The following is a 20893-nucleotide window of genomic DNA, read 5'->3' on the forward strand; positions in this document are numbered from 1 at the left end:
AGTGGCGGAAACACACCGCGGCGGGGTGGGAAGCAGCACAGTCAACTGCTCCGCACCCCGCTCGGCACCGGCCGCGGTCCCTCAACCGCGGCCCGGACCCGGGCCCCTCAGCCCCGGTCGTACGTGTGGAACCCGCGGCCGGCCTTCCGGCCGAGCAGCCCCGCCTCCACCATCCGCTGCAGCAGCGGCGGCGGGGCGTAGAGCGGTTCCTTGAACTCCTCGTAGAGCGATACGGCGATGGAGGCCACCGTGTCCAGGCCGATCAGGTCCGCCAGCCTGAGCGGGCCCATCGGGTGGGCGCAGCCCAGCTCCATCCCGGCGTCGACGTCGGCGGCGGTCGCGTAGCCGGATTCGGCCATGCGGATCGCGGAGAGGAGGTACGGGATCAGCAGCGCGTTGACGACGAAGCCGGAGCGGTCCTGGGAGCGGACGACGGTCTTGCCGAGCACGGAGGTCACGAACTCCTCGGCGGCTGCGACGGTGGCGGGCGCGGTGTGCAGCGAGGGGACGACCTCCACCAGCGGGAGCACGGGGACCGGGTTGAAGAAGTGCAGGCCGAGGACGTGGTCGGCGCGGTGGGTGGCCATGCCGAGGCGCATGACGGGGATGGCGGAGGTGTTGGTGGCCAGGATCGCCTCCGGGTCTTCGACGATCTTGTCGAGGGCGGCGAAGACCTCCGTCTTGGCCTCGGGGTTCTCCACGACGGCCTCGACCACGAGCCGGCGGTCGGCCAGGGCATCCAGGTCGCCGGTGAAGGTCAGCCGGCCGAGGGCGTCCTCGGCGCTCAGGCGGTCCAGCTTGCCGCGCTGGACGGCTCGTTCCAGCGAGATCGCGACCCGTTCGCGGGCCCGGTCGGCGGCGGTGGCATCGGCCTCGCAGACGACGGTGTGCAGCCCGGCGCGGGCGCAGACCTCGGCGATCCCGGCGCCCATCTGGCCGCCGCCGACCACGCCGACCCGCGTGATGCGGGCGGTGCGCGCGCTCATGCCCGCACCGCCGGGCGGCCGACGAGGTGGCGTGCGTACGCCTCCGTGGTGAAGAAGGCGGGCAGCTCCTTGGCGAGGGCGGTGCGTTCGAAGAGGTCGCGGACCTGGTCGAGCCGGGCCCATGGGTAGGTGGTGCCGAGCGCGGCCAGTTCCTCCTCGAAGAGGCGCTCCACCGTCTCCCGGGCGACCGTACGGTGCTTGAGCCACTGCCAGATCTGGACCCGGGCGATCTCGGCGGTCGCCGCGTCCTCCATGAGCCCGTTGAGGGCCACGGCGCCCCGGCCGCCCAGCCATGCGTCGTAGTAGCGCAGGGTGACGGCGATGTTGTCACGCACCCCCTCCGGGGTCGGACGACCCGCGGTACGGCGTACGGCGACCAGTTCCTCGGCGGTGACGTGGACGTCGTCGCGGGTGCGTTCCAGCTGGTGCGGCCGGTCGCCCAGCACCTCGCCGAAGACGGTCCGGCAGACCGGGACCAGGCCGGGGTGCGCGACCCAGGAGCCGTCGAAACCGTCCTCGGCCTCGCGCTCCTTGTCGAGCCGGACCTTGGCCAGCGCCGCTTCCACGGCCTCCGGGGAGCCGCCGGGGATCTGGGCGGCCATGCCGCCGATGGCGTGGGCGCCGCGCTTGTGGCAGGTGCGCACCAGGAGTTCGGTGTAGGCGCGCAGGAAGGGGGCCGTCATGGTGACCGTGGCCCGGTCCGGGAGGACGAAGTCGGGGCGGTGCGCGAAGTTCTTGATGAGACTGAAGAGGTAGTCCCAGCGGCCCGCGTTGAGGCCTGCGCTGTGCTCGCGCAGCTCGTAGAGGATCTCCTCCATCTCGAACGCGGCGGTGATCGTCTCGATGAGGACGGTGGCGCGGATCGTGCCCCGGGGGATGTCCAGGAGGTCCTGGGCCAGCAGGAAGACGTCGTTCCAGAGGCGGGCCTCGTACCGGTTCTCCAGCTTGGGCAGGTAGAAGTACGGTCCGCTGCCCGCGTCGATCTGGCGGCGGGCGCAGTGGAAGAAGTAGAGGCCGAAGTCGACGAGGGCGGCCGGGACGGGCCGGTCGTCGATGACGAGGTGCTTCTCGGTCAGGTGCCAGCCGCGCGGCCGGACCATGATGGTGGCGGGCCGGTCGGTGAGCCGGTACTCCTTGCCGTTGTCGGCGGTGAAGTCGATGCGGCGGTCGATGGCGTCGATCAGGGTCAGCTGGCCCTGGACGATGTTCTCCCAGGTGGGCGAGGTGGCGTCCTCGAAGTCCGCCATCCACACCTGGGCCCCGGAGCCCAGGGCGTTGACCGCCATCCGCCGCTCGGGCGGGCCGGTGATCTCCACCCGCCGGTCGGTGAGGCCGGGGGCGGGGCGGGCGACCCGCCAGTCGGGGTCGGTGCGGATCGGCTTGGTGGCGCGGGAGAAGTCCAGCGGGGTGCCGCCGCGCAGCAGGGCGGAGCGGCGGCGGCGCTCGGTGAGCAGGTCGAATCGGCGGGCGGCGAAGGCCGCGTCGAGCCGGGCGATGAAGTCGAGGGCCTCGGGGGTGAGGACCTCCTCGTGGCGGTCGCCCGGTGCGCCGAGGACCTGGACGCGGCCGGTCGTGGCAAGGGTGGTCATGCGGGTCTCCTCAGCGGGGTGCGGGCGGGATGCGGGGGTGGGCGCCCCCGCTGCCGGCCGGGGCTTCCAGGGGGTGTCTTGTCGATCAGGGCGGATCAGGGAGCGGGGTCCGGTGCCGTGCGTCGCAAGGCGGAGGAGGGAGTCGACGCGGAGCGTCGGCGAGTGACGACAACGCCGCGAGGTGCGGCACCGGACCCCGCGAGCCCGGCATGATCGGCAAGACACCCCCTAGTGGAACTGCTCCTCCTCCGTGGACCCGGTCAGCGCCGTGGTCGAGGAGGCGGGGTTGATGGCGGTGGAGACCTGGTCGAAGTAGCCGGTGCCGACCTCGCGCTGGTGCCTGACGGCGGTGAAGCCCTGCGCCTGGGCGGCGAACTCCCGCTCCTGGAGGTCGACATAGGCGGTCATGCCCTGCTCGGCGTAGCCGCGCGCCAGGTCGAACATGGCGTGGTTGAGGGAGTGGAAGCCGGCCAGGGTGATGAACTGGAACCGGTAGCCCATCGCGCCCAGCTCGCGCTGGAACTTGGCGATCTGGTCGTCGTCGAGGGCGGCCCGCCAGTTGAAGGAGGGCGAGCAGTTGTACGCGAGCATCTGGTCCGGGTGCTCGGCGTGGATGGCCTCGGCGAACTCGCGGGCCTGGGCGAGGTCCGGGGTGCCGGTCTCGACCCAGATGAGGTCGGCGTACGGGGCGTAGGCGAGGCCGCGCGAGATGACCGGCGCCATGCCGTTCTGCACGCGGTGGAAGCCCTCGGCGGTCCGCTCGCCCGTGATGAACCGCGCGTCGCGCTCGTCGACGTCGCTGGTGATGAGGTTGGCGGCGAGCGCGTCGGTGCGGGCCACGATCAGGGTCGGGACGTCCGCGATGTCGGCGGCGAGGCGGGCCGCGTTGAGGGTGCGCACGTGCTGGGCGGTGGGGACGAGGACCTTGCCGCCGAGGTGGCCGCACTTCTTCTCGGAGGCGAGCTGGTCCTCGTAGTGGATCCCGGCCGCACCGGCCTCGATCATCGCCTTGGTCAGCTCGAAGGCGTTGAGCGGGCCGCCGAAGCCGGCCTCGGCGTCGGCCACGATCGGGGCCAGGTAGTCGGTGGTGTCGCCCGCGTCCTCGGCGGTGGCGATCTGGTCGGCGCGCAGCAGGGCGTTGTTGATGCGGCGGACCACGCTCGGCACCGAGTTGGCCGGGTAGAGGCTCTGGTCGGGGTAGGTGTGGCCGGCCAGGTTGGCGTCGGCGGCGACCTGCCAGCCGGAGAGGTAGATGGCCTGGAGGCCGGCCTTGACCTGCTGGACGGCCTGGCCGCCGGTCAGGGCGCCGAGCGCGTGGATGTAGTCCTGCTCGTGCAGCTGGCGCCAGAGCCGCTCGGCGCCGCGCCGGGCGAGGGTGTGCTCCTCGCGGACGCTGCCGGAGAGCCGGACCACGTCCTCCGCGCTGTAGGTGCGCTCGATGCCCTTCCAGCGGGGGTCGTTCGCCCACCGCTGCGCCAGCTCTTCCGCCGTCGTCCTTGCCTGCGCCATGGCGTTTACTCCCGAAGTCGTGTGGGTCGATCGTGTGAACGGTGCGTCGTGTGAAGGGTGCGAAGCAGCGTCACCGAGTGACGCGATGCCTGGGTGCGGCCCACCGGACCTCCGAGGTGGAACGGTCAGCAATGCGCCCGGCCGACCGGTCCGGGATCCCGAGGAGTACGACGTCAGGGCGTGAAATCGTGCTCGGAATCCCGGCCCGGAGCCGGTGCCCGGTGGGCCGCTGGAACAACTCTGACAGTGGCACTGAGTGCCATCAACGGGGGACGCATGCCAAGTTCTGCGAATCTTCCGGCCCACTCTGCCAAGGTTGCGAAGGGTCTCGGAGACCGTATGGCAGCTAGGGTTGTCGACATGTTGATGACCGCTCGGAGGGCTCCGGCATGAGCAAGACCTACGCGGGCGCGCGGCTGCGCCGGCTGCGTGAGGAGCGCGGGCTGAGCCAGGCGGAGCTGGCCCGGATGCTGGCGATCTCGCCGAGCTACCTCAACCAGATGGAGCACGACTCGCGCCCGCTGACGGTGCCGGTGCTGCTGCGGCTGACCGAGGCGTTCGGAGTGGACCCCGGCTTCTTCTCGGAGCGGGACACCACCCGGGTGCTGGCGGATCTGCGCGAGGCGCTGGCGGACGAGGTCGGCGCGGCGCGGGTCTCGGCGGCCGAGCTGTCCGAGCTGGCCTCCCGGCTGCCGGGGGTGGCGAACGTGCTGCTGGACCTGGGCCGCCGCAACCAGGCGCTGGCCGGGCGGCTCGCGGAGGCCGCCGAGCTGCGGGGCGGCGGCGGGACCGAGCCGCCGCGCTCACCGCACGAGGAGATCCGCGAGTTCTTCTACCGGCGGCAGAACTACCTGCACGAGGCGGACCTCGCGGCGGAGGAGCTGGCGGCGGAGATCGGGGTGCGTCCGGGTGAGGTAGTACGGGCACTGGCGGCCCGGCTCACCGAGCGGCACGGCATCCGGCTGGCCACCGCCGACGACCGGCAGAGCCGGTCCGGGGGCCACGGGCAGGTGCCGGGCCGCGGCGACCGGGGCGCCTCCCGGACCGGGCCCCGGGCCGCTCCCCCGCGCCCGGACACGGGCCGGCTGCACCACTACGACCCGGACGCGCGGGTGCTGTACCTCTCCAGCCGGCTCCGGCCCGGCCAGCAGGCGTTCCGGATGGCCACCCAGCTGGCCCTGCTCGAACACGGCGCGGAGATCGCGCGGTTGGCGTCCGAGGACTACGACGAGGGGTCGGCGGTCTGGCCGCTGGCACGCATCGGGGTCGCCAACTACGTCGCGGGCGCGCTGATCCTCCCGTACCGCGCCTTCCACACGGCGGCGGAGGAGGTCCGGTACGACATCGAGCGGCTGACCGACCGTTTCGGGCTCGGTTACGAGACGGTCTGCCACCGGCTCTCCACGCTCCAGCGGCCCCGGCTGCGCGGGGTGCCGTTCTCCTTCGTCCGGGTGGACCGGGCGGGGAACATGTCGAAACGGCAGTCCGCGACCGGGTTCCACTTCTCCCGCGCGGGCGGCACCTGCCCGCTCTGGAACGTGTACGAGGCCTTCGCCGCTCCCGGCCGTATCCATGTGCAGATCGCGGCCATGCCCGACGGGCAGCGCTATCTCTGGACCGCGCGGGCGGTGACGCGCCACCGGGGCGGGTGGGGCGAGCCGGGCAAGACGTTCGCGATCGGCCTCGGCTGCGAGATCCGGCACGCGGGGCGGCTCGTCTACTCCGACGGGCTCGATCTGGACAACGCCTCGGCGGCCACCCCGATCGGCATGGGGTGCCGGATCTGCGAGCGGCTGGACTGCCCGCAGCGCGCGGTGCCTCCGCTGGGGCAGCCGCTGGCCATCGACGAGAACACCAGCACGTTCGTGCCGTACCCGGTGCGGGGGGCGCCGCCCGCCTGAAGCGGCATGCGGGCCCCCGGCACCGGCCTCGGTCAGGAGTAGCGCAGGGCGATGGTGTCGCCCACGTTGATCACCTTGTCGCGGGTGGCCCCGGCGAACGCCGAGCCGTCGACGGAGACCTTCCAGGTCGCCGAACCGGCGTTGGCCTTGCCGTTGACCGAGGTGATCGCGCCCGTCCCGGAGGAGGGGACCACGGAGGTGACGCACCCGGCCGGGGTGGCGGCGGTGGACGCGGCGGCCAGGACGGTGCCGAGGTCGGTCGTGGTGCCGGTGGGGGTGAGGGCCACGTTGCAGACCTTCAGGGTGCCGGTGCCGTCGTCCACGGTGAGCGCCAGCTTGGTCGCCGTACCGGAGGTGAAGCCGCTCGCCGCGACCCAGGTGGGCGCGCCGGAGGTGACCGGGGTGGGCGGGGCGGCGGTGAAGCCGCCGCCCGCGACGGCGCGCAGGGCGTCGGTGGAGGAGTAGGCGGAGGGGCTGGTGTCCGAGGGCTGGTACTTGAAGCCGCCGGCCGGGTTGTACTGGTTGGCGATCAGGAAGTCGATCGGGGTCCTGCCCATGGAGGTGAGGAAGTCGCCGGTCTGCGGGTTGATGCCGCAGGCGTTGAGGCCGGAGACGGCCCAGCCGTTGGAGCTGGTGTTGATGCCGTACATGGCGTTGAAGGCGCCGGAGGCGTTGATCAGCTTGCTCTTGAGGAACGCCTTGGCCTGGACGATGTCGGGGTCGGTGTTGGGGACGCCGGAGGAGCAGAGCGCGGCCATCGAGGCGCCCGTCATGTCGATGTCGCCCGGCTTGGCCAGCTCGGTCGGGTTGCCCTCGGCCTTGGCGTAGGTCCAGCCGCCGTCGGTGTGCTGGTTGGCGCGGATCCGGGTGACGATCTTGTCGACGAGCGCCTGCGGCACGCGCTGGGCGCCCGCCTGGGTTCTGGCGCCGCTCAGCGCGAGGGCGGCGAAGACCGTGCCGTTGTAGTTGGCGGAGGGGCCGAAGTAGCCGGCCTCGGCGTTCTGCCAGTAGCCGTAGATGTCGGCGATGAGGTTGCGCGAGGCGGAGACCCGGGCGGGGTCGATCCCGGCGGCGTACGCGTTGAGGGTGCCGCGCTGGTAGTCGGTGACCACGGGGGTGGCGGAGGGCCAGCCGGGTGTGGCGAGCAGGTTGCGGTAGACGGTCCGGGCGTTCTTCGTGGCGTCGCCGCCGGGCGTCACATCCACGGCGGCCGTCCCGGCGGCGGCGAAGGCGCTGAAGGCCCACTCGTTGGAGAGGCCGGAGCCCGCGTACGAACCGTCGGCGGCCTGGAGGGACTTGAGGTACGCCACACCGTTGGTCTTCGAGGTGGCGATCTGGGCGGGGGTGGAGGTCGCCGCGGCCGGGAGCGCGGTGAGGACGAAGGCCCCCAGGGCGGCGGGCACCACGAGGGCGATGCGGCGGGACGTACGGGAGGTGAGAGAACGGGGCATGTTGCCTGCTCCTGGAGTGAGGGGCGCACGGCACCGCCCGCCCCCGCGTCCACACACGGGCAGAGGTGGGTGGCCGACGCCCGAACGCGTGGGTACGGCTTCGCTGGTACAGCTGCCAGCAGGGCATTCGGGCTCGGGAGCGGCCCCCTGCCGTCCCACACCGCTGCGCGTCAGCCCCGGATTCGCACCGGGTTCCCCCTCGTGGCAGGCCAGGACGCTACCCGAGGCGGCGGGGGCGCGCCAGGCACGGCCGGGAGCGCACGGGGGGCGCGAGGGGAACGAGACGTAAGCCACCTTGACGCTCTCTTCGAGAGCGTGTTCCAATCCGCCTGATAAGCACTCAGCCTCAGGGGAAGCCGGTCGGAATCCGGCGCTGACCCGCAACCGTAGGCCCGCCACCGCGCGGGCGAGCCGGAATGCCTGGGGCCTGGAACGTCAGCGAGAAACGCCGTCGCGGACTACGGCGTGGTTCGAACAGCTCCCTGTGGGCGGCCCCTTGCGCGGCCGCGTCCACGAGGGGGCATTCCGCCACGCACAGGCCGCCCGGACGACACGAGGGGCCGTGGTGGGGACCGCACAGCAACATGACCGGCGCGCGGCCGGGCGAAGACTCCTGTCGCTGTTCTCGGCGGCGGCGGTGACCTTCGCCGCGGGCCTCGCCTTCGTCACCGGTGCCGCTCCCGCCGCCGCCGACCCGGTCGAGCAGTGCACACCGACGCACGGCGCCGTCGTGGCCGTGGACTTCGGTCCGTTCGGCGGCGGGGTGGTGCGTGGCTGCGACACCACGCCGACCACCGGGTACGAGCTGCTGCGCGACGGCGGGTTCACCACCGAGGGCACCCGGCACGACGGGGAGGGCTTCATCTGCCGGATCGGCACCGCCTCCTTCGACTCCGGTACGCGGTACCCGACTCCGCTCACCGAGGACTGCGTGCTCACCCCGCAGGCCACCGCCTACTGGTCGTACTGGATCGCCTCGCCCGGCCAGTCGGGCTGGTCCTACAGCCCGCTGGGAGCCATGGACCGCAAGCCCGAGGCGGGCGATGTGGACGCCTGGGTGTTCGGCGGCACCGACGTCGGCGGCTCCACCGGCCGGCCCTCCTTCACCCCGGACGACGTGCGCGCGGGCGGGGGCGCGACCCCGGGCCCCACGCCGACGCCGACGGACGGGCCGAGCGTGCCGGTCGGGAAGATCGACGTCCCGGCCGCCGCCCGCTGGGTGTCGGAGCAGCTGCACGACGGCTCCCATGTGGTGGACGAGGGTGCCGAGACCCCGAACTACTTCCTCACCACGGAGGCCGCGTACGCGCTGGCCGCCGCCGGGGGGAGGAGCGCGGCCCTGGACAAGGTGGTGGCCAGGCTCGCCTCCGGCGCCACCGAGTACGCCTACCCGGCGGGCCCGGAGGAGGCGCCCGACGCCCCTGCGGCGGCCCGGCTCGCGCTGGTCGCGGCGGTCACCGAGGGCGACCCGCGCGCCTTCGGCGGGCACGATCTGCTGGGTGACCTGGAGAAGAACGTCTGCGCTTCGGGCCCGGCCCCGGGGTGCACGGCGAAGGGCGACTTCCGGGGCGCCGCGTACGGCGACGGGCAGGCGCTGGCCGTGCTGGCGCTGCTGCGCGGCGGGGTGGTGCCGCCGGCCGATGCGGTGACCCGGCTGACCCAACTGGTCTGCGAGGACGGCTCGGTGACCAGCATCCTCATCGGACCCGGGGAGCACTGCGACGGCGACCCGATGACCACCGGTCTGGTGGCCCTGGTGCTGGACGAGGCCGGGGGCCAGGACGCGGCCGTGGCCAAGACGGTCGCGTACCTGAAGAAGGCGCAGCTCAGGAGCGGCGCGTTCCCCCCGTACAACGGTGCCACCACCGGCTCCGTCGCGGCCACCGCCTACGCGGCGCAGGCGCTGCGCGCGCTCGGTGAGGCGCGGGCGGCCGACGCGGCGGTCTGGTGGCTCTCCCGGGAGCAACTGGCCGACGGCGGCTTCGGGTTCGACGAGAGCGCCGAGTCCGGCGCGCTCTACGCGACGGCCCCCGCCGTGCTGGCGGGCACCGGCACCAGCCTGGTGACGCTGACCACGAAGGCGCCCGAGCCCACCGACCCGCCCACCACTCCCCCGACGACCCCGCCCACCACCGCACCGCCCACGACGCCGCCGCCCGCCGGGGACGGCCCGGACCTGAAGAAGGCCGTCGCCTATCTGACCAGCCCCGCCAACCTCCGGCAGGGCCGCTACTACGCGGCGGGCGGGTCCACCACCCGGGCCGACTTCGGCCTCACCATCGACGGCGCCTTCGCGCTCGCCGCGACCGGCCACGACAACGACGCGCTGCGCACGGTCGTGGACTTCCTGGACAAGGGCGGCAAGGACGGCGAAGCCCGTACGGTCCACGACTGGACCAACGCCGGCTCCGCGCACGCCATGGGCGGCTCGATGGGCAAGGCGGCGGTCCTTGCCCAGGTCGTCGAACGGGACCCGCGCGACTTCGGCGGGAAGGATCTGATCGCCGGTCTGGCCGACGCGGTCTGCACCGCCAAGAGCCCCCAGCCGGACCGGAGTTGCGCCGACAAGGGCGCCTACGCCTACGCGATGTCGGTGTTCGGCCAGTCCCTCGGCGTCATCGCCCAGCTGCGTGCGGGAGAGACGAAGGCGGCCGAGGCGCCGCTCGGCTATCTGGCCGGGCTGCAGCACACCGACACGGGCGCCTGGCCGAGCCTGGTCCCGCCGACCGGCGACGCGGACGTCGACTCCACCGCGATGGCGGCGATGGCCCTGGACCTGGTCCCCGGCGACACGCACGCGGGGGCCGTGGACCGGGCGCTGGCCTGGATCGCCGCCCAGCAGCTGCCGGACGGCGGCTTCCCGGGGGCGGCGGGCAACTCGGTCAACTCGGCGGCGCTCGCCGTGCAGGGCCTCTCCCTGGACGCCGGGAAGTACAGCGCCCAGATCGCGAAGGCGCGCAAGTTCCTGGCCTCGCAGCAGAACGCGGACGGCGGCTTCAACGTGGCCGAGGAGGGCCAGCGCGGCTCCGACCTGCGAGCCTCGACGCAGGCGGTGGGCGGTTCGACGGGCATCTCGTTCGGTGTGCTGACCCGCTCCCTGGAAGGGACGACCCCGAACCCGGTGCCGTCCCCCTCCGCCTCCTCCCCTGTGATCGTCACACCGGGCGACAGCGCGGGCTCCTCGGGCGGACCGGGCATCGTGGACGCCAACGGTCCGGGCGGCGGCAACGGAGGCGGTGGCGGCCTCGCGTCGACCGGCGGTCAGGCGCTCGGCCTGGCGGCGGCGGCAGCCGTGCTCGTGCTGGCGGGCTGGGGCGCGGTCGCGGTCGCCCGCAACCGGCGTACGGCCGTGGGCGGTGGGCTGTGAGGTCCCGCCTCCGCCGGGCGGTCGGCCATGCCGTGGCCGCCCTGGGGCTCGCGGGCGCGGCGCTGCTCGCGCCCGCCGCCCCGGCCGCCGCGGCCCCGCAGCCGATCGGGCAGTGCACGACGTCGTCGGGTGTCGTGCTGGCCGTGGACTTCAGCCACTGGGGCGGTCCCGTCTACCGCTCCTGCGGTACGACACCGACGACCGGCTACGAGCTGCTCAACCAGGGCGGCTGGCGGACCACCGGCACCGGGCACGACGGTCCGGCGTTCATCTGCCGGATCGGCTACAGCGGCCACCAGGGCGGCAGGCAGTACCCGACGCCCCAGCAGGAGGACTGCGTCCTCACCCCGCCCGCCTCCGCCTACTGGTCGTACTGGCACGCCAACCCCGGGCAGAACACCTGGGAGTACAGCCAGTTGGGCGCCATGAGCTACAGGCCCAGGCCCGGCAGCGTGGATCTCTGGATCTTCGGCGGGACGGACATCGGGGGCACGAAGGGCCGCCCGACGCTCACGCCGAACCAGCTGCGCGCCCACAACACCCGCCCCACGGGCGGCGATCCGGCCCCGCAGCCCCCGCCGAAGCCGAAGCCGCAGCCCGATCCCGTACGGACGACGGAACAGCCGGGCGACGGCGCCCCGGCGGCTCCACCACCGCCGCCCACCACGGCTCCGGCGCCCCCTTCGCCGTCCGCGTCCGCCAGCACCTCCCCGTCCGCGTCCCCTTCCGGCTCTCCGTCCCCCTCCCCCAGCGTCTCCGCGTCCCCCTCCGCATCGGCGGGAGAGGCCGTCGCGGCGCCGGGCGGGGAGGCGAAGGTGGTGGACGCCGCCCCGGCTCCGGACGCCGAGCACGACTCCGGCTCGGTGGTGCCGCTCGCGGCGACGGCCGGTCTGGTGGCGGTGATCGGCGGCGCGGCCGTCTTCGCCGCCAAGCGCCGCCGCCGTGCGGAGTGACGCCCGCATGACCCGTACCGCCGCCGCGAGACCGCCGGAAGCCGGTGCGCCGGTGTCAGCCCCCGGGCCGGACACCGGCGGCAGGCGGCTGCCGCGCACCCTGCACCCGCTGGCCTGGTGGATCTGGGCGCTCGCCCTGGCGACCGCCGTCAGCCGGACCAACAACCCGCTGCTGCTCTTCCTGGTCCTCGCCGTGCTCGGTTACGTCATCACCGTGCGGCGGACCGAGGCCCCCTGGGCGCGGGGCTTCAAGTACTACCTCTATCTGGCGCTGACCGTCGTCGCGATCCGGGTGGTCTTCCGGGCCGTCTTCGCCACCGGTATGCGGCCGACCGACCACCACCTCTTCTCGCTGCCCCGCATTCCCACCCCGGACTGGTACGCGGGCATCCAACTCGGCGGCCCGGTCTCGCTGGAGGCGCTGCTGTCGGCCGCCACGGACGGGCTCCGGCTCGCCTGCATGCTCTGCTGCATCGGCGCGGCGAACACCCTCGCCAACCCGAAGCGGGCGCTGCGCGTCCTGCCGGGCGCGCTCTACGAGTTGGGGGTGGCCGTCACCGTATCGATCAGCGTGGCACCGCAGTTGGTGCAGAGCGTGCAGCGCGTCTCGCGCGCCCGCCGGCTGCGCGCCGGCCGCAACAAGGGGCTCAAGGCGCTGCGGGGCATCGTCGTACCCGTGCTGGAGGACGCGTTGGAGCGCTCGCTCCGGCTGGCCGCCGCGATGGATTCGCGGGGATACGGGCGGGCGGGCTCGGCCACGCGCGGCTCGCGCCGGCTGACCGGGGCGCTGATGCTCACGGGCATGTGCGGCCTCTGCGCCGGGGCGTACGGGCTCCTCGACCCGACCGCGCCGAAGCTGCTGGGGCTGCCCGCACTGGCGGCCGGTTCGGTGCTCTGCCTGGCGGGGCTGCGGCTCGGCGGGCGCCGGGTGACGCGGACGACGTACCGGCCCGATCCCTGGCGGTTCGCGGAGTGGGCGGTGGCGGGGTGCGGGGTGCTCTCGGCAGTGCTGCTCTTCGGCAACGTGGGATACGACCCGGCCGCGCTGAACCCGAGCTACTACCCGCTCACCTGGCCGACGCTGCCGCCCGTCCCGGCCGCCGCCATTCTGCTGGCCGGGGCCGCCGGGTTCCTTGCTCCGCCGCCCGCCAAGCCCGTCCCGTACGTCTCCGCACCGCGCACCGAGGAAGCCGCATGATCACCTTCGACCAGGTCACCGTGGAGTACGACGGAGCCGACGAGCCGGTCCTGCGGGAGGTGGACCTCACCGTCGAGGAGGGCGAACTCTGCCTGGTGGTGGGGCATACGGGGGTCGGCAAGTCGACACTGCTCGGCGCGGTCAACGGGCTGGTGCCGCACTTCACGGGCGGCACGCTCTACGGCACGGTCACCGTCGACGGCCGCACCACGGCCGACCATCCGCCGCGCGAGCTGGCCGATGTGGTCGGCGTGGTCGGGCAGGACCCGCTGGACGGTTTCGTCACGGACACGGTGGAGGAGGAACTCGCCTATGCGATGGAACAGTTGGCGATCTCCCCGGCGGTGATGCGCAAGCGGGTGGAGGAGACCCTCGATCTGCTCGGGCTGGCGGATCTGCGCCATCGGGCGCTGTACGAACTCTCCGGCGGCCAGCAGCAGCGGGTCGCCATCGGCTCGGTCCTCACCGCGCACCCCCGCGTCCTGGTCCTGGACGAGCCCACCTCGGCGCTCGACCCGACGGCGGCGGAGGAGGTGCTGGCCGCCGTGACCCGCCTGGTGCACGACCTCGGGGTCACGGTGCTGCTGGCCGAACACCGGCTGGAGCGGGTGGTGCAGTACGCGGACCGGGTCATCCACCTCCCCGGCGACGGGCTCGTGGTCTCGGGCGCCCCGGCGGACATCTTCACCACGTCGTCGATCGCGCCGCCCATCGTGGAGCTGGGCCGCGCCGCGCACTGGTCACCGCTGCCGCTCTCCGTACGGGACGCCCGCCGGGCCGCCGCCCCGCTGCGCACCACCCTGGCGGCCGCTCCTCCGCCGCAGCCCGTCCGACCGGTGCCGGAGACCCCGGGCCCGGCGCTGCTCACGGCGCGCGGGGTCACGGTGGCGTACCGGGGCGTGGCGGCGGTGCGTGAGGTGGACCTCGATCTGCGGGGCGGCGAGATCACCGCCCTGATGGGCCGCAACGGCTCGGGCAAGTCGTCGCTGCTGTGGGCCCTCCAGGGGTCGGGGCCGCGCAAGTCCGGTTCGGTCGCAGTGGGTTCGAGCAAGGAGGCGGCCGCGGCGAAAGGCAGTGACCCCAAGTCGCTCTCCGCCGCCGAGGCCAGACGGCTCGTCGGTCTCGTCCCGCAGACCCCGACCGATCTGCTCTACCTGGAGAGCGTCGAGCAGGAACTCGACCAGGCGGACGCCGAGTCGGCGGCCGGGGCGGGCGGCGGGCCCTCCGCCCGCGCGATCCTGGACCGGCTGGCGCCCGGCATCGACGGCGCCACGCATCCACGCGATCTCTCCGAGGGGCAGAAGCTGGCGCTGGTGCTCGCCATCCAGCTGACGGCGGCGCCCCGGGTGCTGCTGCTGGACGAGCCCACCCGGGGGCTGGACTACCGGGCGAAGACCCAGCTCGTCGCGATGGTGGACGAACTGGCCGCCGAGGAGCGGTCGGTGGTGATCTCCACCCATGACGTCGAGTTCGCGGCGCGGGCGGCGGACCGGGTGGTCGTGATGGCGGAGGGCGACATCGTCGCGGACGGCCCGACCACGGAGGTCATCGTCGCCTCGCCGGTCTTCGCCCCGCAGGTGGCGAAGATCCTGGCGCCGCTCCCGTACCTGACGGTTGATCAAGTGGCGTCCGTGCTGCCGGAGGAGGGGACGGGCGCATGACGGAGCTTCCGCCGCTCACCGAGCGGTCGGCGGGTGCCATCCGGATCGGTCCGCGCGCCGGGATCGTCATCGCCCTGGCGGCCTTCCTCGGCCTGGTCGCCTTCTTCTGGCCGTTCCTGGTCGCCCCGGGCAGGCTGGGCGCCGACTACGCCCCACCGCTGATCTTCGGGGTCCTGCTGGTGCTCGTCCTGTGCGTGGTGATCTCCGAGATCTCCGAGGGCGGCATCAACTCCAAGGCCCTGGCGATGCTCGGGGTGCTCTCCGCCGTCAACGCGGCGCTGCGCCCGCTCGGCGCGGGCACGGCGGGGATCGAGACGGTGTTCTTCGTGCTGGTCCTGGCGGGCCGGGTCTACGGTCCGGGGTTCGGCTTCACGCTGGGCTGCACCTCGCTCTTCGCCTCCGCCCTGATCACGGGCGGGGTCGGGCCGTGGATGCCGTACCAGATGTTCGGCTGCGCGTTCGTCGGGATGCTCGCCGGGCTGCTGCCCCGGGCCACGGGCCGCCGCGAGGTGCTGATGCTCGCGGTCTACGGTTCGCTCTCCGGATACCTCTTCGGGTTTCTGCTGAACCTGTCCTTCTGGCCGTTCTCGGTGGACCCGAACAGCTCCATCGCCTATCTCCCCGGGCTCCCCTTCACCGAGCAGTGGCAGCGCTACCTCGCCTTCGACGTGGCGACCTCGCTCGGCTGGGACACGGGCCGGGCCGTCACCAACTTCCTCTGCATCACCCTGGCGGGCCCGGCGGTCCTCACCACGTTCCGCCGGGCCGCCCGCAAGGCGCGCTTCCGGGCCCCGGTGCGGTTCGCCGGGCCGAAGGGGTAGTTGCGGGGGCAAAGGGTAGGCCCGTGGGGCCGAAGGGGTGGGCGCGGGGGCCGTCCCGGAGTGCCCGGGCCCGGGGAGTGGTCGGCCGGCCGGGCCCCCGGACCGCCTCGCCGGATGCCGTACGGACGCGTCCGCCTATCCTGGGCCCGTGGAACCATCCCAGGGACACCAGGACGAGGCGGAGACCGCCCGCTACCGTGCCGAGCTGCGGCGGGTGCTCGACACGGCGTCGGCCGCGGTGGCCCGTCGGCTCGAAGCCGTCCGGGACACCGCGACGGCACGGACCGACGGGGTGGTCGTCGACGTGTTCCCCGACCAGGACGGCGAGGGCACGTTCGCGGTGTGGGCGCGGTTCGAGGGCGCGGACTCCTTCGCACTGGACCGCCGGCTCGGGGAGGAGCGCGAACTCTTCGCCGTCGTCCGGACCGGGACCGGCTGGGAACCACCGGTCCCGGAGCGGCCCGCCTCCTGGTCCGCCGCGCTCCTGGAGAACGTCCTGTTCGACGTCGTCACGGAGTGGATCGACCCGCTCGTCCCGGCCGACGCCACCGCCCTGTTCTGGGAGGTCACCACGCCGGGCGGGACGCAGGACCACCGCCCGGTGGGCCCCGGCCGCTGAGCCCGTCGGCACCACGGGCGACGGTCAGCCCGTGCGGTCGTCAGCCCGCACGGTCGTCACTTCGTACGGTCGTCAGCTCGTACGGTTGTAGATCGCCGTGCCGGGGCAGGCCGTGACGCCGAGCCGGGTGCCGCAGCCGGAATACTGGCCGGAACCGTTCCACCAGGCCCAGCCGCCGATGGTGCGGCCGTTCAGCCAGGTGTACTGGCCGTTGTAGTTGGCGTCGTACGTGCGCAGGCTCCAGTGCACGTGCGCGCCGGTCGCGGAGCCGCCGGCGCAGGTGTCGGTCCCGATGGTGCCCAGCAGCGCGCTCCGGGCGATCGACGTCCCGTTGTAGTACGTGGTGTTCCGCATGTGGTAGTAGTCCGTGGAGAAGCCGCCCGGGTGGATGACCCGGGTCCAGCCGCCCCCGGCACCGCACATCGAGGTCGCCGTGCCCTCACGTGACGAGCGGACCAGTCCGCTCGCGTTGCCGCCGGCGAAGTCGAGGGCGCTCCAGTAGCCGGACCCGCCGTCATGGGCGTGGGGACCGCCGGTGAGGGTCATGTAGTAGTCGGGCATCCAGGGCAGCAGCAGGCCGTTGGTGTTGGCCGTGATGCCGACCTCCGCCGCCCCGGCCCGCGGCTCGGTCCTGCGCTCCGCGTACGCCGTCATGTTCCGCCGCTCCGCCTCGCCCACGAGCGGGGAACGGGCCACATACGCGGCGAACTCGCGGTCGCCCTCCAGGCCCGGGACCCACCGCCCGTCCTGCCGGTGCGCGATGTAGAGCCAGCCCTCCGGTTCACCGTGCCGCGCACGGGAGGCCTCGACGTAGGCCACGCCCCGGGCCCAGTCGCCGGCGACGGTCCGTACGTCGACGACCACCTTGCGGCCCTCGTCGGCGAGCTCGGCGACGGCCGCCTCCGGGGCGAGGCCCTCGGCATCGTGGGACCGCGCGAGGACGTCCGCGGAGACGGCGTCGATCAGCTTCCCCCTGTCGGCGCCGAGGCGGTCCTCGACGGCGGACGGCATCCTGACGACGACGTCGGCGGAGGTCGCCGCCGTGGAGGCGTCGGGGGCCGCCGTTGCCACGGGGGCGACGGCGAGGAGCCCGGTGACGGCCAGGGCGGCGACGGTGATTCTTATGGACAGTCCGGAGAACACGGGTGGTCTTCCTTTCGCGGAGGGGGAGGAGCCGGAGGCGTGCCGGGGATCGGTGCGGCGGACGGCCCGGCCGCGGCGGCCGGCGGTGGCGCCGGAGTTCCTGACGGAGGGGGTCGGCGCACCGGCCCCCTCCGCGCAACTTGGCGTGCACCTGCCAAAGATTGGCGTTCCGGGTCAACGCGCGTCAACCAGCGAGAACAGGCCATGCCTCAGCGGTTCGGTCAAGACGCTCGCACGCCTCGTCGGCCGTTCCGTGCCCCGGCGCTCAGCCGGGGCACGGGGCCCGGAGCGGTCGACCCGACGCCGGAACCCTCAACCCGCCCCCGGCTCCGGCCGGGGAGTCGCCGCTCCCCCCGCCGTGGAAGGTCGGCCCCGGGATGTCACGCCAGGAACCGGGCCGTCGGAAGCCGCATCGGGGGCGCCGCGCCATACAGTTCCGGCCGTCACCCCGGGCCGGGGCCACCGTCCGTCCGGGCCGTGCGGGGGCGTGGGAGCAACCGCGAACCGGCCGGACGCGTGATGATGGATGAGGGGCCCGACACGGTCACGCTCCGCCGGGACGGCCGGCCGGTGCCCCGGAAGGACGGTCGACGCCATGTCCGCAGCCCTCCGAAGGCACGCACACCCCCGCACGTCCCTGGTCCACCGGCCGAAGGCCTCACTCACCGCCCTGATCGCAGCGCTCCTGCTCACCCTCCTCGCGGCCGGCTGCACGGGTGGGGGCGGTCCGGAGCCCGGGAGCGGGAGCAGCAGTCCGTCCGGGACGGGGGCGGGCGCGAAGGTGCTCGCGGTGAAGATCGACAACGTGCGACCGGCCCGGCCGCAGACCGGGCTCGACCGGGCGGACGTCGTCTACGTCGAGCAGGTGGAGGCCGGGCTCAGCCGGCTGCTCGCGGTCTACTCCTCCGAGGTGCCGCCGGTCATCGGCCCGGTCCGCAGTGCCCGGGAGACCGATCTGGAGCTGCTGCGCCAGTTCGACCGGCCGGTCCTCGCCTTCTCCGGGGCGCAGAGCAGGCTGCTCCCGGCCATCGAGCGGGCGCCGCTCGACGCCGTACCGCCGTCCGTCGCGCCCCGGGCGTACGTCCGGGAGCCCGGCCGTCCCGCCCCGCACAACCTCTATCTGCGGGCGGAGCGGATTCCGTACGCGGCCCCGGGCAGCCAGGCCGTGGAGGCGCTGGGGCTGCGGTTCGGCCCGGCGCCGGAGGGCGGCACCGCCGTGGAGAGCCGTACGGTCCGCTTCCCCTCCGCACGCACCAGCTTCACCTGGTCCGCCGGGCAGGAGCGGTGGCTGATCTCCATGGACGGCTCCGCCGCCCGGACGAGCGAGGGCGAGCGGCTGGGGGCCGCCACGGTGATCGTGCAGGAGGTGACCGTACGTCCGTCGTCCTTCGGCGACCGGTCCGGGAACAACACCCCGTTCACCGAGACCGTGGGGTCGGGCACCGCGCAGGTGCTGCGCGACGGCAGGACGTACGAGGCCCGGTGGTCCCGGCCCTCGGCGGACGCGGACACCCGGTTCACCACCCCGGACGGCCGGCGGATCGACCTGGCCGAGGGGCCCCTGTGGATCGTGTACGAGGCCCGCTGACCCTGCGCGAAGGGGTGCGGTCCGGGCCACGGCAACCCGTGGCCCGGACCGCACCCGCTTCAGCGCAGGGTGACCGCCGGACCTTGCCGGAGGGTCACTGCCAGACCTTGATGTAGTCGACGCTCAGTTTCTGCGGGAAGCGGGTGGTGGTGTCGGGCGGGCCCGGCCAGTCACCCCCGACCGCGTTGTTGAGGATCAGGAAGAAGTCGTGGTCGAACACCCACGGACCCCGGGTGCGCTCCAGCTCCTCCCGGTCGACCCGGTGGGTCACTTGACCATCCACCCGGAACGTCATGCCCGTGCTGTTCCAGTCGACGGCGAAGGTGTGGAAGGCGTCGGCGAAGTCGGCGCCGCCGGGCAGCGAGTAGGGGGCTCCGTAGCCCGCCGCGCCGTGGTAGGCGGGGGCGTGCAGGGTGGAGTAGGTGGTGTTCGGCTCCTTGCCGACGTGCTCCATGATGTCGATCTCACCCGTGTACGGCCACGGGCGCCCCTGGTCGAAGTAGTCCGCGCCCAGCATCCAGAAGGCGGGCCAGAGCCCCTGCGTGCCGGAGACCTTGATGCGCGCCTCGACCCGGCCGTAGGTGAACTGGAACTTCCCGTAGGTGTTGAGCCGTGCCGAGGTGTACTGGCAGGTGGTGCTGCCGCTCAGCGGGTCGCGCGGGCAGGACGAGCCCGGGGTCGGTTCGCGGCGGGCCTCCAGCACGAGGTTGCCGTTGCCGTCCTGGGCGGCGTTCTTGTTGTCCGTGTAGTACTCCAGCTCGTTGTTGGGACCGGTGCCGGTCTCCGGGACCCATTTGGCCGGGTCGGGGGCGGCACCCGCGGGGCCGTTGAACTCGTCGCTGAACACCAGCCGGTCGTAGGTGGGTTCGGGCGGCAGCGGCGGGGCGGGGATCGGTGCTCCGCCGGTACCCCAGACCTGGAACTCCCAGAGCGAGTAGCCGTACTCACCGCTGCGCTGGGTGGCGTACAGCCGTACGTGGCGGCCCGTGCCGCTGACGTTCAGCGTCTCCTTGAAGCCGGTGCCGGTGGTGGTCTGGTGGATCGTGCGCCAGTCGGTCCCGTTGTCGGAGACCTCGATCCGGTACGCGCGGGCGTAGGCGGGGTCCCACTGGAGGACCACCCGGTTGATCGTGGCGGGGGCACCGAGGTCGACCGCGATCCAGCCGGGGTCGGTCCAGCCGCCCTCGGGACTGGTGGCCCAGCGGCTCGCGGGGTCGCGGTCGAAGGCCTTGCCGGGGGTGCACTGCCAGCAGGTGGAGTCGTGCTGGGAGGTGGAGGCGGAGCCGGTCCTGCCGTACGAGAGCAGGACGTCGCCGCCGGGGCCGCCGCCGGCGGTGGAGTAGACCTGGAACTCGTACAGGGAGTAGCCCCACGGGGTGGCGCGCTCGGTGCCGACGAGACGGATGTAGCGGCCGGTTCCGGAGACGGTGAGAGTCTCGGTGCCGCCGGTGCCGGTGGCGGTGGAGTGGATCGTGGTCCACCGCTGCCCGTCGGCGGACAGCTCGATCCGGTAGCCCTTGGCGTACGCGGCCTCCCAGTTCAGCACGACCTGGCCGACCGCCGTGCTCGCACCGAGGTCGATACGGATCCACTGGTCGTCCGAGAACGCGCTGGACCAGCGGGTCCCGGGGTCGCCGTCCACGGCGTTGGGCGCGGCGAAGGGGCCTTCGGCACTGGAGGCGGTGGCCGGTTTCCCCTGCGAGACGAGGACCGGAGCGGCGGCCGCCCGCTCCGGGGCGAGCGCCACCGAGAGGGTGAGCAGAAGGGCCACCACGGCCATGACGGCGAGGGGGCCTCTGAGCCGTGGTGTTCCACGGGCATGCATACGGACTCCTTGGTCGGTAGCGGGAGAAGGCCGAGAGAGCGCTCCCCGCTGGGGGGAGCGTGGCCGCAGCGGCGCCGGTCGTCAAGGGTCCGCGCGCGCTCCCCTCAACTTCCTTGCTGGCTTCAGGAGATGAAACATCAATCGACCCCGGAGGCGGTACGCACCGATCCGGTACACAACTCTTGACGTGGCCGAAACGCGGGAGAATCATTCGCGTACCGAGAGAGCGCTCTCTCCCTCTGCCGGAGGCGTGCGCCCGCCCACCTCTCCGCTCCACCGTGC

Annotated in this window: 14 protein-coding genes and 1 riboswitch; of the genes, 8 read left to right on the forward strand and 6 right to left on the reverse strand. The window is 73.5% G+C overall.

Annotated elements, in window-relative coordinates:
- Positions 1-107: 107 nt before the first annotated feature.
- The 3 genes from ACQ9ZG_RS00820 to aceA all read right to left on the reverse strand — a co-directional run bounded on the left by ACQ9ZG_RS00820 (position 108) and on the right by aceA (position 4084).
- Positions 108-986 (reverse strand): 3-hydroxybutyryl-CoA dehydrogenase, encoded by an 879-nt coding sequence (locus ACQ9ZG_RS00820; protein WP_109915926.1) that lies wholly within the window; start codon positions 984-986, stop codon positions 108-110.
- Positions 983-2575, reverse strand: a complete 1593-nt coding sequence (gene aceB, locus ACQ9ZG_RS00825) for a malate synthase A (protein ID WP_109915924.1) — start codon at positions 2573-2575, stop codon at positions 983-985. Before aceB ends, ACQ9ZG_RS00820 begins: the two co-directional genes overlap by 4 nt.
- A gap of 228 nt (positions 2576-2803) precedes the next feature.
- Complete coding sequence (gene aceA / locus ACQ9ZG_RS00830; RefSeq protein ID WP_109915922.1) at positions 2804-4084, reverse strand: isocitrate lyase; 1281 nt, start codon at positions 4082-4084, stop codon at positions 2804-2806.
- A 389-nt stretch (positions 4085-4473) separates the two neighbouring features.
- Between aceA and ACQ9ZG_RS00835 the strand changes: the two genes are divergently transcribed.
- Positions 4474-5985 carry a short-chain fatty acyl-CoA regulator family protein gene (locus ACQ9ZG_RS00835; protein WP_499279643.1) on the forward strand — a complete coding sequence of 504 codons (1512 nt, stop codon included), beginning with the start codon at positions 4474-4476 and terminating at the stop codon, positions 5983-5985.
- Positions 5986-6017: 32 nt separating this feature from the next.
- Here the strand turns inward: ACQ9ZG_RS00835 and ACQ9ZG_RS00840 are convergent, their stop codons facing one another.
- Positions 6018-7436: a prenyltransferase/squalene oxidase repeat-containing protein gene (locus tag ACQ9ZG_RS00840; RefSeq protein ID WP_109916118.1), complete on the reverse strand. Its 1419-nt coding sequence runs from the start codon at positions 7434-7436 to the stop codon at positions 6018-6020.
- Between the two features lie 121 nt (positions 7437-7557).
- Positions 7558-7634, reverse strand: a riboswitch (cobalamin riboswitch).
- 367 nt (positions 7635-8001) lie between these two features.
- Here ACQ9ZG_RS00840 and ACQ9ZG_RS00845 point away from each other — a divergent pair.
- From ACQ9ZG_RS00845 to ACQ9ZG_RS00870, 6 genes are all read left to right on the forward strand, one after another.
- Positions 8002-10803 (forward strand): prenyltransferase/squalene oxidase repeat-containing protein, encoded by a 2802-nt coding sequence (locus ACQ9ZG_RS00845; RefSeq protein ID WP_499279645.1) that lies wholly within the window; start codon positions 8002-8004, stop codon positions 10801-10803.
- Complete coding sequence (locus ACQ9ZG_RS00850; protein WP_028417131.1) at positions 10800-11756, forward strand: hypothetical protein; 957 nt, start codon at positions 10800-10802, stop codon at positions 11754-11756. The genes ACQ9ZG_RS00845 and ACQ9ZG_RS00850 overlap by 4 nt, the downstream gene beginning before the upstream one ends.
- Positions 11757-11763: 7 nt before the next feature.
- A complete protein-coding gene (locus ACQ9ZG_RS00855; RefSeq protein WP_499279646.1) occupies positions 11764-12954 on the forward strand; it encodes an energy-coupling factor transporter transmembrane component T in 1191 nt (396 codons plus the stop codon).
- Positions 12951-14615, forward strand: a complete 1665-nt coding sequence (locus ACQ9ZG_RS00860; protein ID WP_499279648.1) for an ABC transporter ATP-binding protein — start codon at positions 12951-12953, stop codon at positions 14613-14615. Before ACQ9ZG_RS00855 ends, ACQ9ZG_RS00860 begins: the two co-directional genes overlap by 4 nt.
- A complete protein-coding gene (locus tag ACQ9ZG_RS00865; protein WP_109916067.1) occupies positions 14612-15436 on the forward strand; it encodes an ECF transporter S component in 825 nt (274 codons plus the stop codon). The genes ACQ9ZG_RS00860 and ACQ9ZG_RS00865 overlap by 4 nt, the downstream gene beginning before the upstream one ends.
- A gap of 148 nt (positions 15437-15584) precedes the next feature.
- Positions 15585-16055: a DUF6389 family protein gene (locus ACQ9ZG_RS00870; protein WP_109916068.1), complete on the forward strand. Its 471-nt coding sequence runs from the start codon at positions 15585-15587 to the stop codon at positions 16053-16055.
- A 72-nt stretch (positions 16056-16127) separates the two neighbouring features.
- Here ACQ9ZG_RS00870 and ACQ9ZG_RS00875 read toward each other — a convergent pair whose 3' ends face one another.
- Positions 16128-17198, reverse strand: coding sequence for a M23 family metallopeptidase (locus tag ACQ9ZG_RS00875; protein ID WP_109916069.1), 1071 nt, complete (start codon positions 17196-17198; stop codon positions 16128-16130).
- A 595-nt stretch (positions 17199-17793) separates the two neighbouring features.
- On the opposite strand from ACQ9ZG_RS00875, the gene ACQ9ZG_RS00880 reads away from it, so the two are divergent.
- Complete coding sequence (locus tag ACQ9ZG_RS00880) at positions 17794-18786, forward strand: DUF3048 domain-containing protein (protein WP_258312220.1); 993 nt, start codon at positions 17794-17796, stop codon at positions 18784-18786.
- Between the two features lie 94 nt (positions 18787-18880).
- Here ACQ9ZG_RS00880 and ACQ9ZG_RS00885 read toward each other — a convergent pair whose 3' ends face one another.
- Positions 18881-20611, reverse strand: coding sequence for a discoidin domain-containing protein (locus ACQ9ZG_RS00885; protein WP_109916070.1), 1731 nt, complete (start codon positions 20609-20611; stop codon positions 18881-18883).
- Positions 20612-20893 lie beyond the last annotated feature (282 nt).

The organism is Streptomyces araujoniae (assembly GCF_050871195.1).
GTDB classification, from domain to species: Bacteria; Actinomycetota; Actinomycetes; order Streptomycetales; family Streptomycetaceae; genus Streptomyces; species Streptomyces bacillaris.

Bases quoted from the DNA above. Each gene is read 5' to 3' on its own strand.
- ACQ9ZG_RS00820 (WP_109915926.1), bottom strand. From the start codon at position 986: ATGAGCGCGCGCACCGCCCGCATCACGCGGGTCGGCGTGGTCGGCGGC.
- aceB (WP_109915924.1), bottom strand. From the start codon at position 2,575: ATGACCACCCTTGCCACGACCGGCCGCGTCCAGGTCCTCGGCGCACCG.
- aceA (WP_109915922.1), bottom strand. From the start codon at position 4,084: ATGGCGCAGGCAAGGACGACGGCGGAAGAGCTGGCGCAGCGGTGGGCG.
- ACQ9ZG_RS00835 (WP_499279643.1), top strand. From the start codon at position 4,474: ATGAGCAAGACCTACGCGGGCGCGCGGCTGCGCCGGCTGCGTGAGGAG.
- ACQ9ZG_RS00840 (WP_109916118.1), bottom strand. From the start codon at position 7,436: ATGCCCCGTTCTCTCACCTCCCGTACGTCCCGCCGCATCGCCCTCGTG.
- ACQ9ZG_RS00855 (WP_499279646.1), top strand. From the start codon at position 11,764: ATGACCCGTACCGCCGCCGCGAGACCGCCGGAAGCCGGTGCGCCGGTG.
- ACQ9ZG_RS00860 (WP_499279648.1), top strand. From the start codon at position 12,951: ATGATCACCTTCGACCAGGTCACCGTGGAGTACGACGGAGCCGACGAG.
- ACQ9ZG_RS00865 (WP_109916067.1), top strand. From the start codon at position 14,612: ATGACGGAGCTTCCGCCGCTCACCGAGCGGTCGGCGGGTGCCATCCGG.
- ACQ9ZG_RS00880 (WP_258312220.1), top strand. From the start codon at position 17,794: ATGTCCGCAGCCCTCCGAAGGCACGCACACCCCCGCACGTCCCTGGTC.
- ACQ9ZG_RS00885 (WP_109916070.1), bottom strand. From the start codon at position 20,611: ATGCATGCCCGTGGAACACCACGGCTCAGAGGCCCCCTCGCCGTCATG.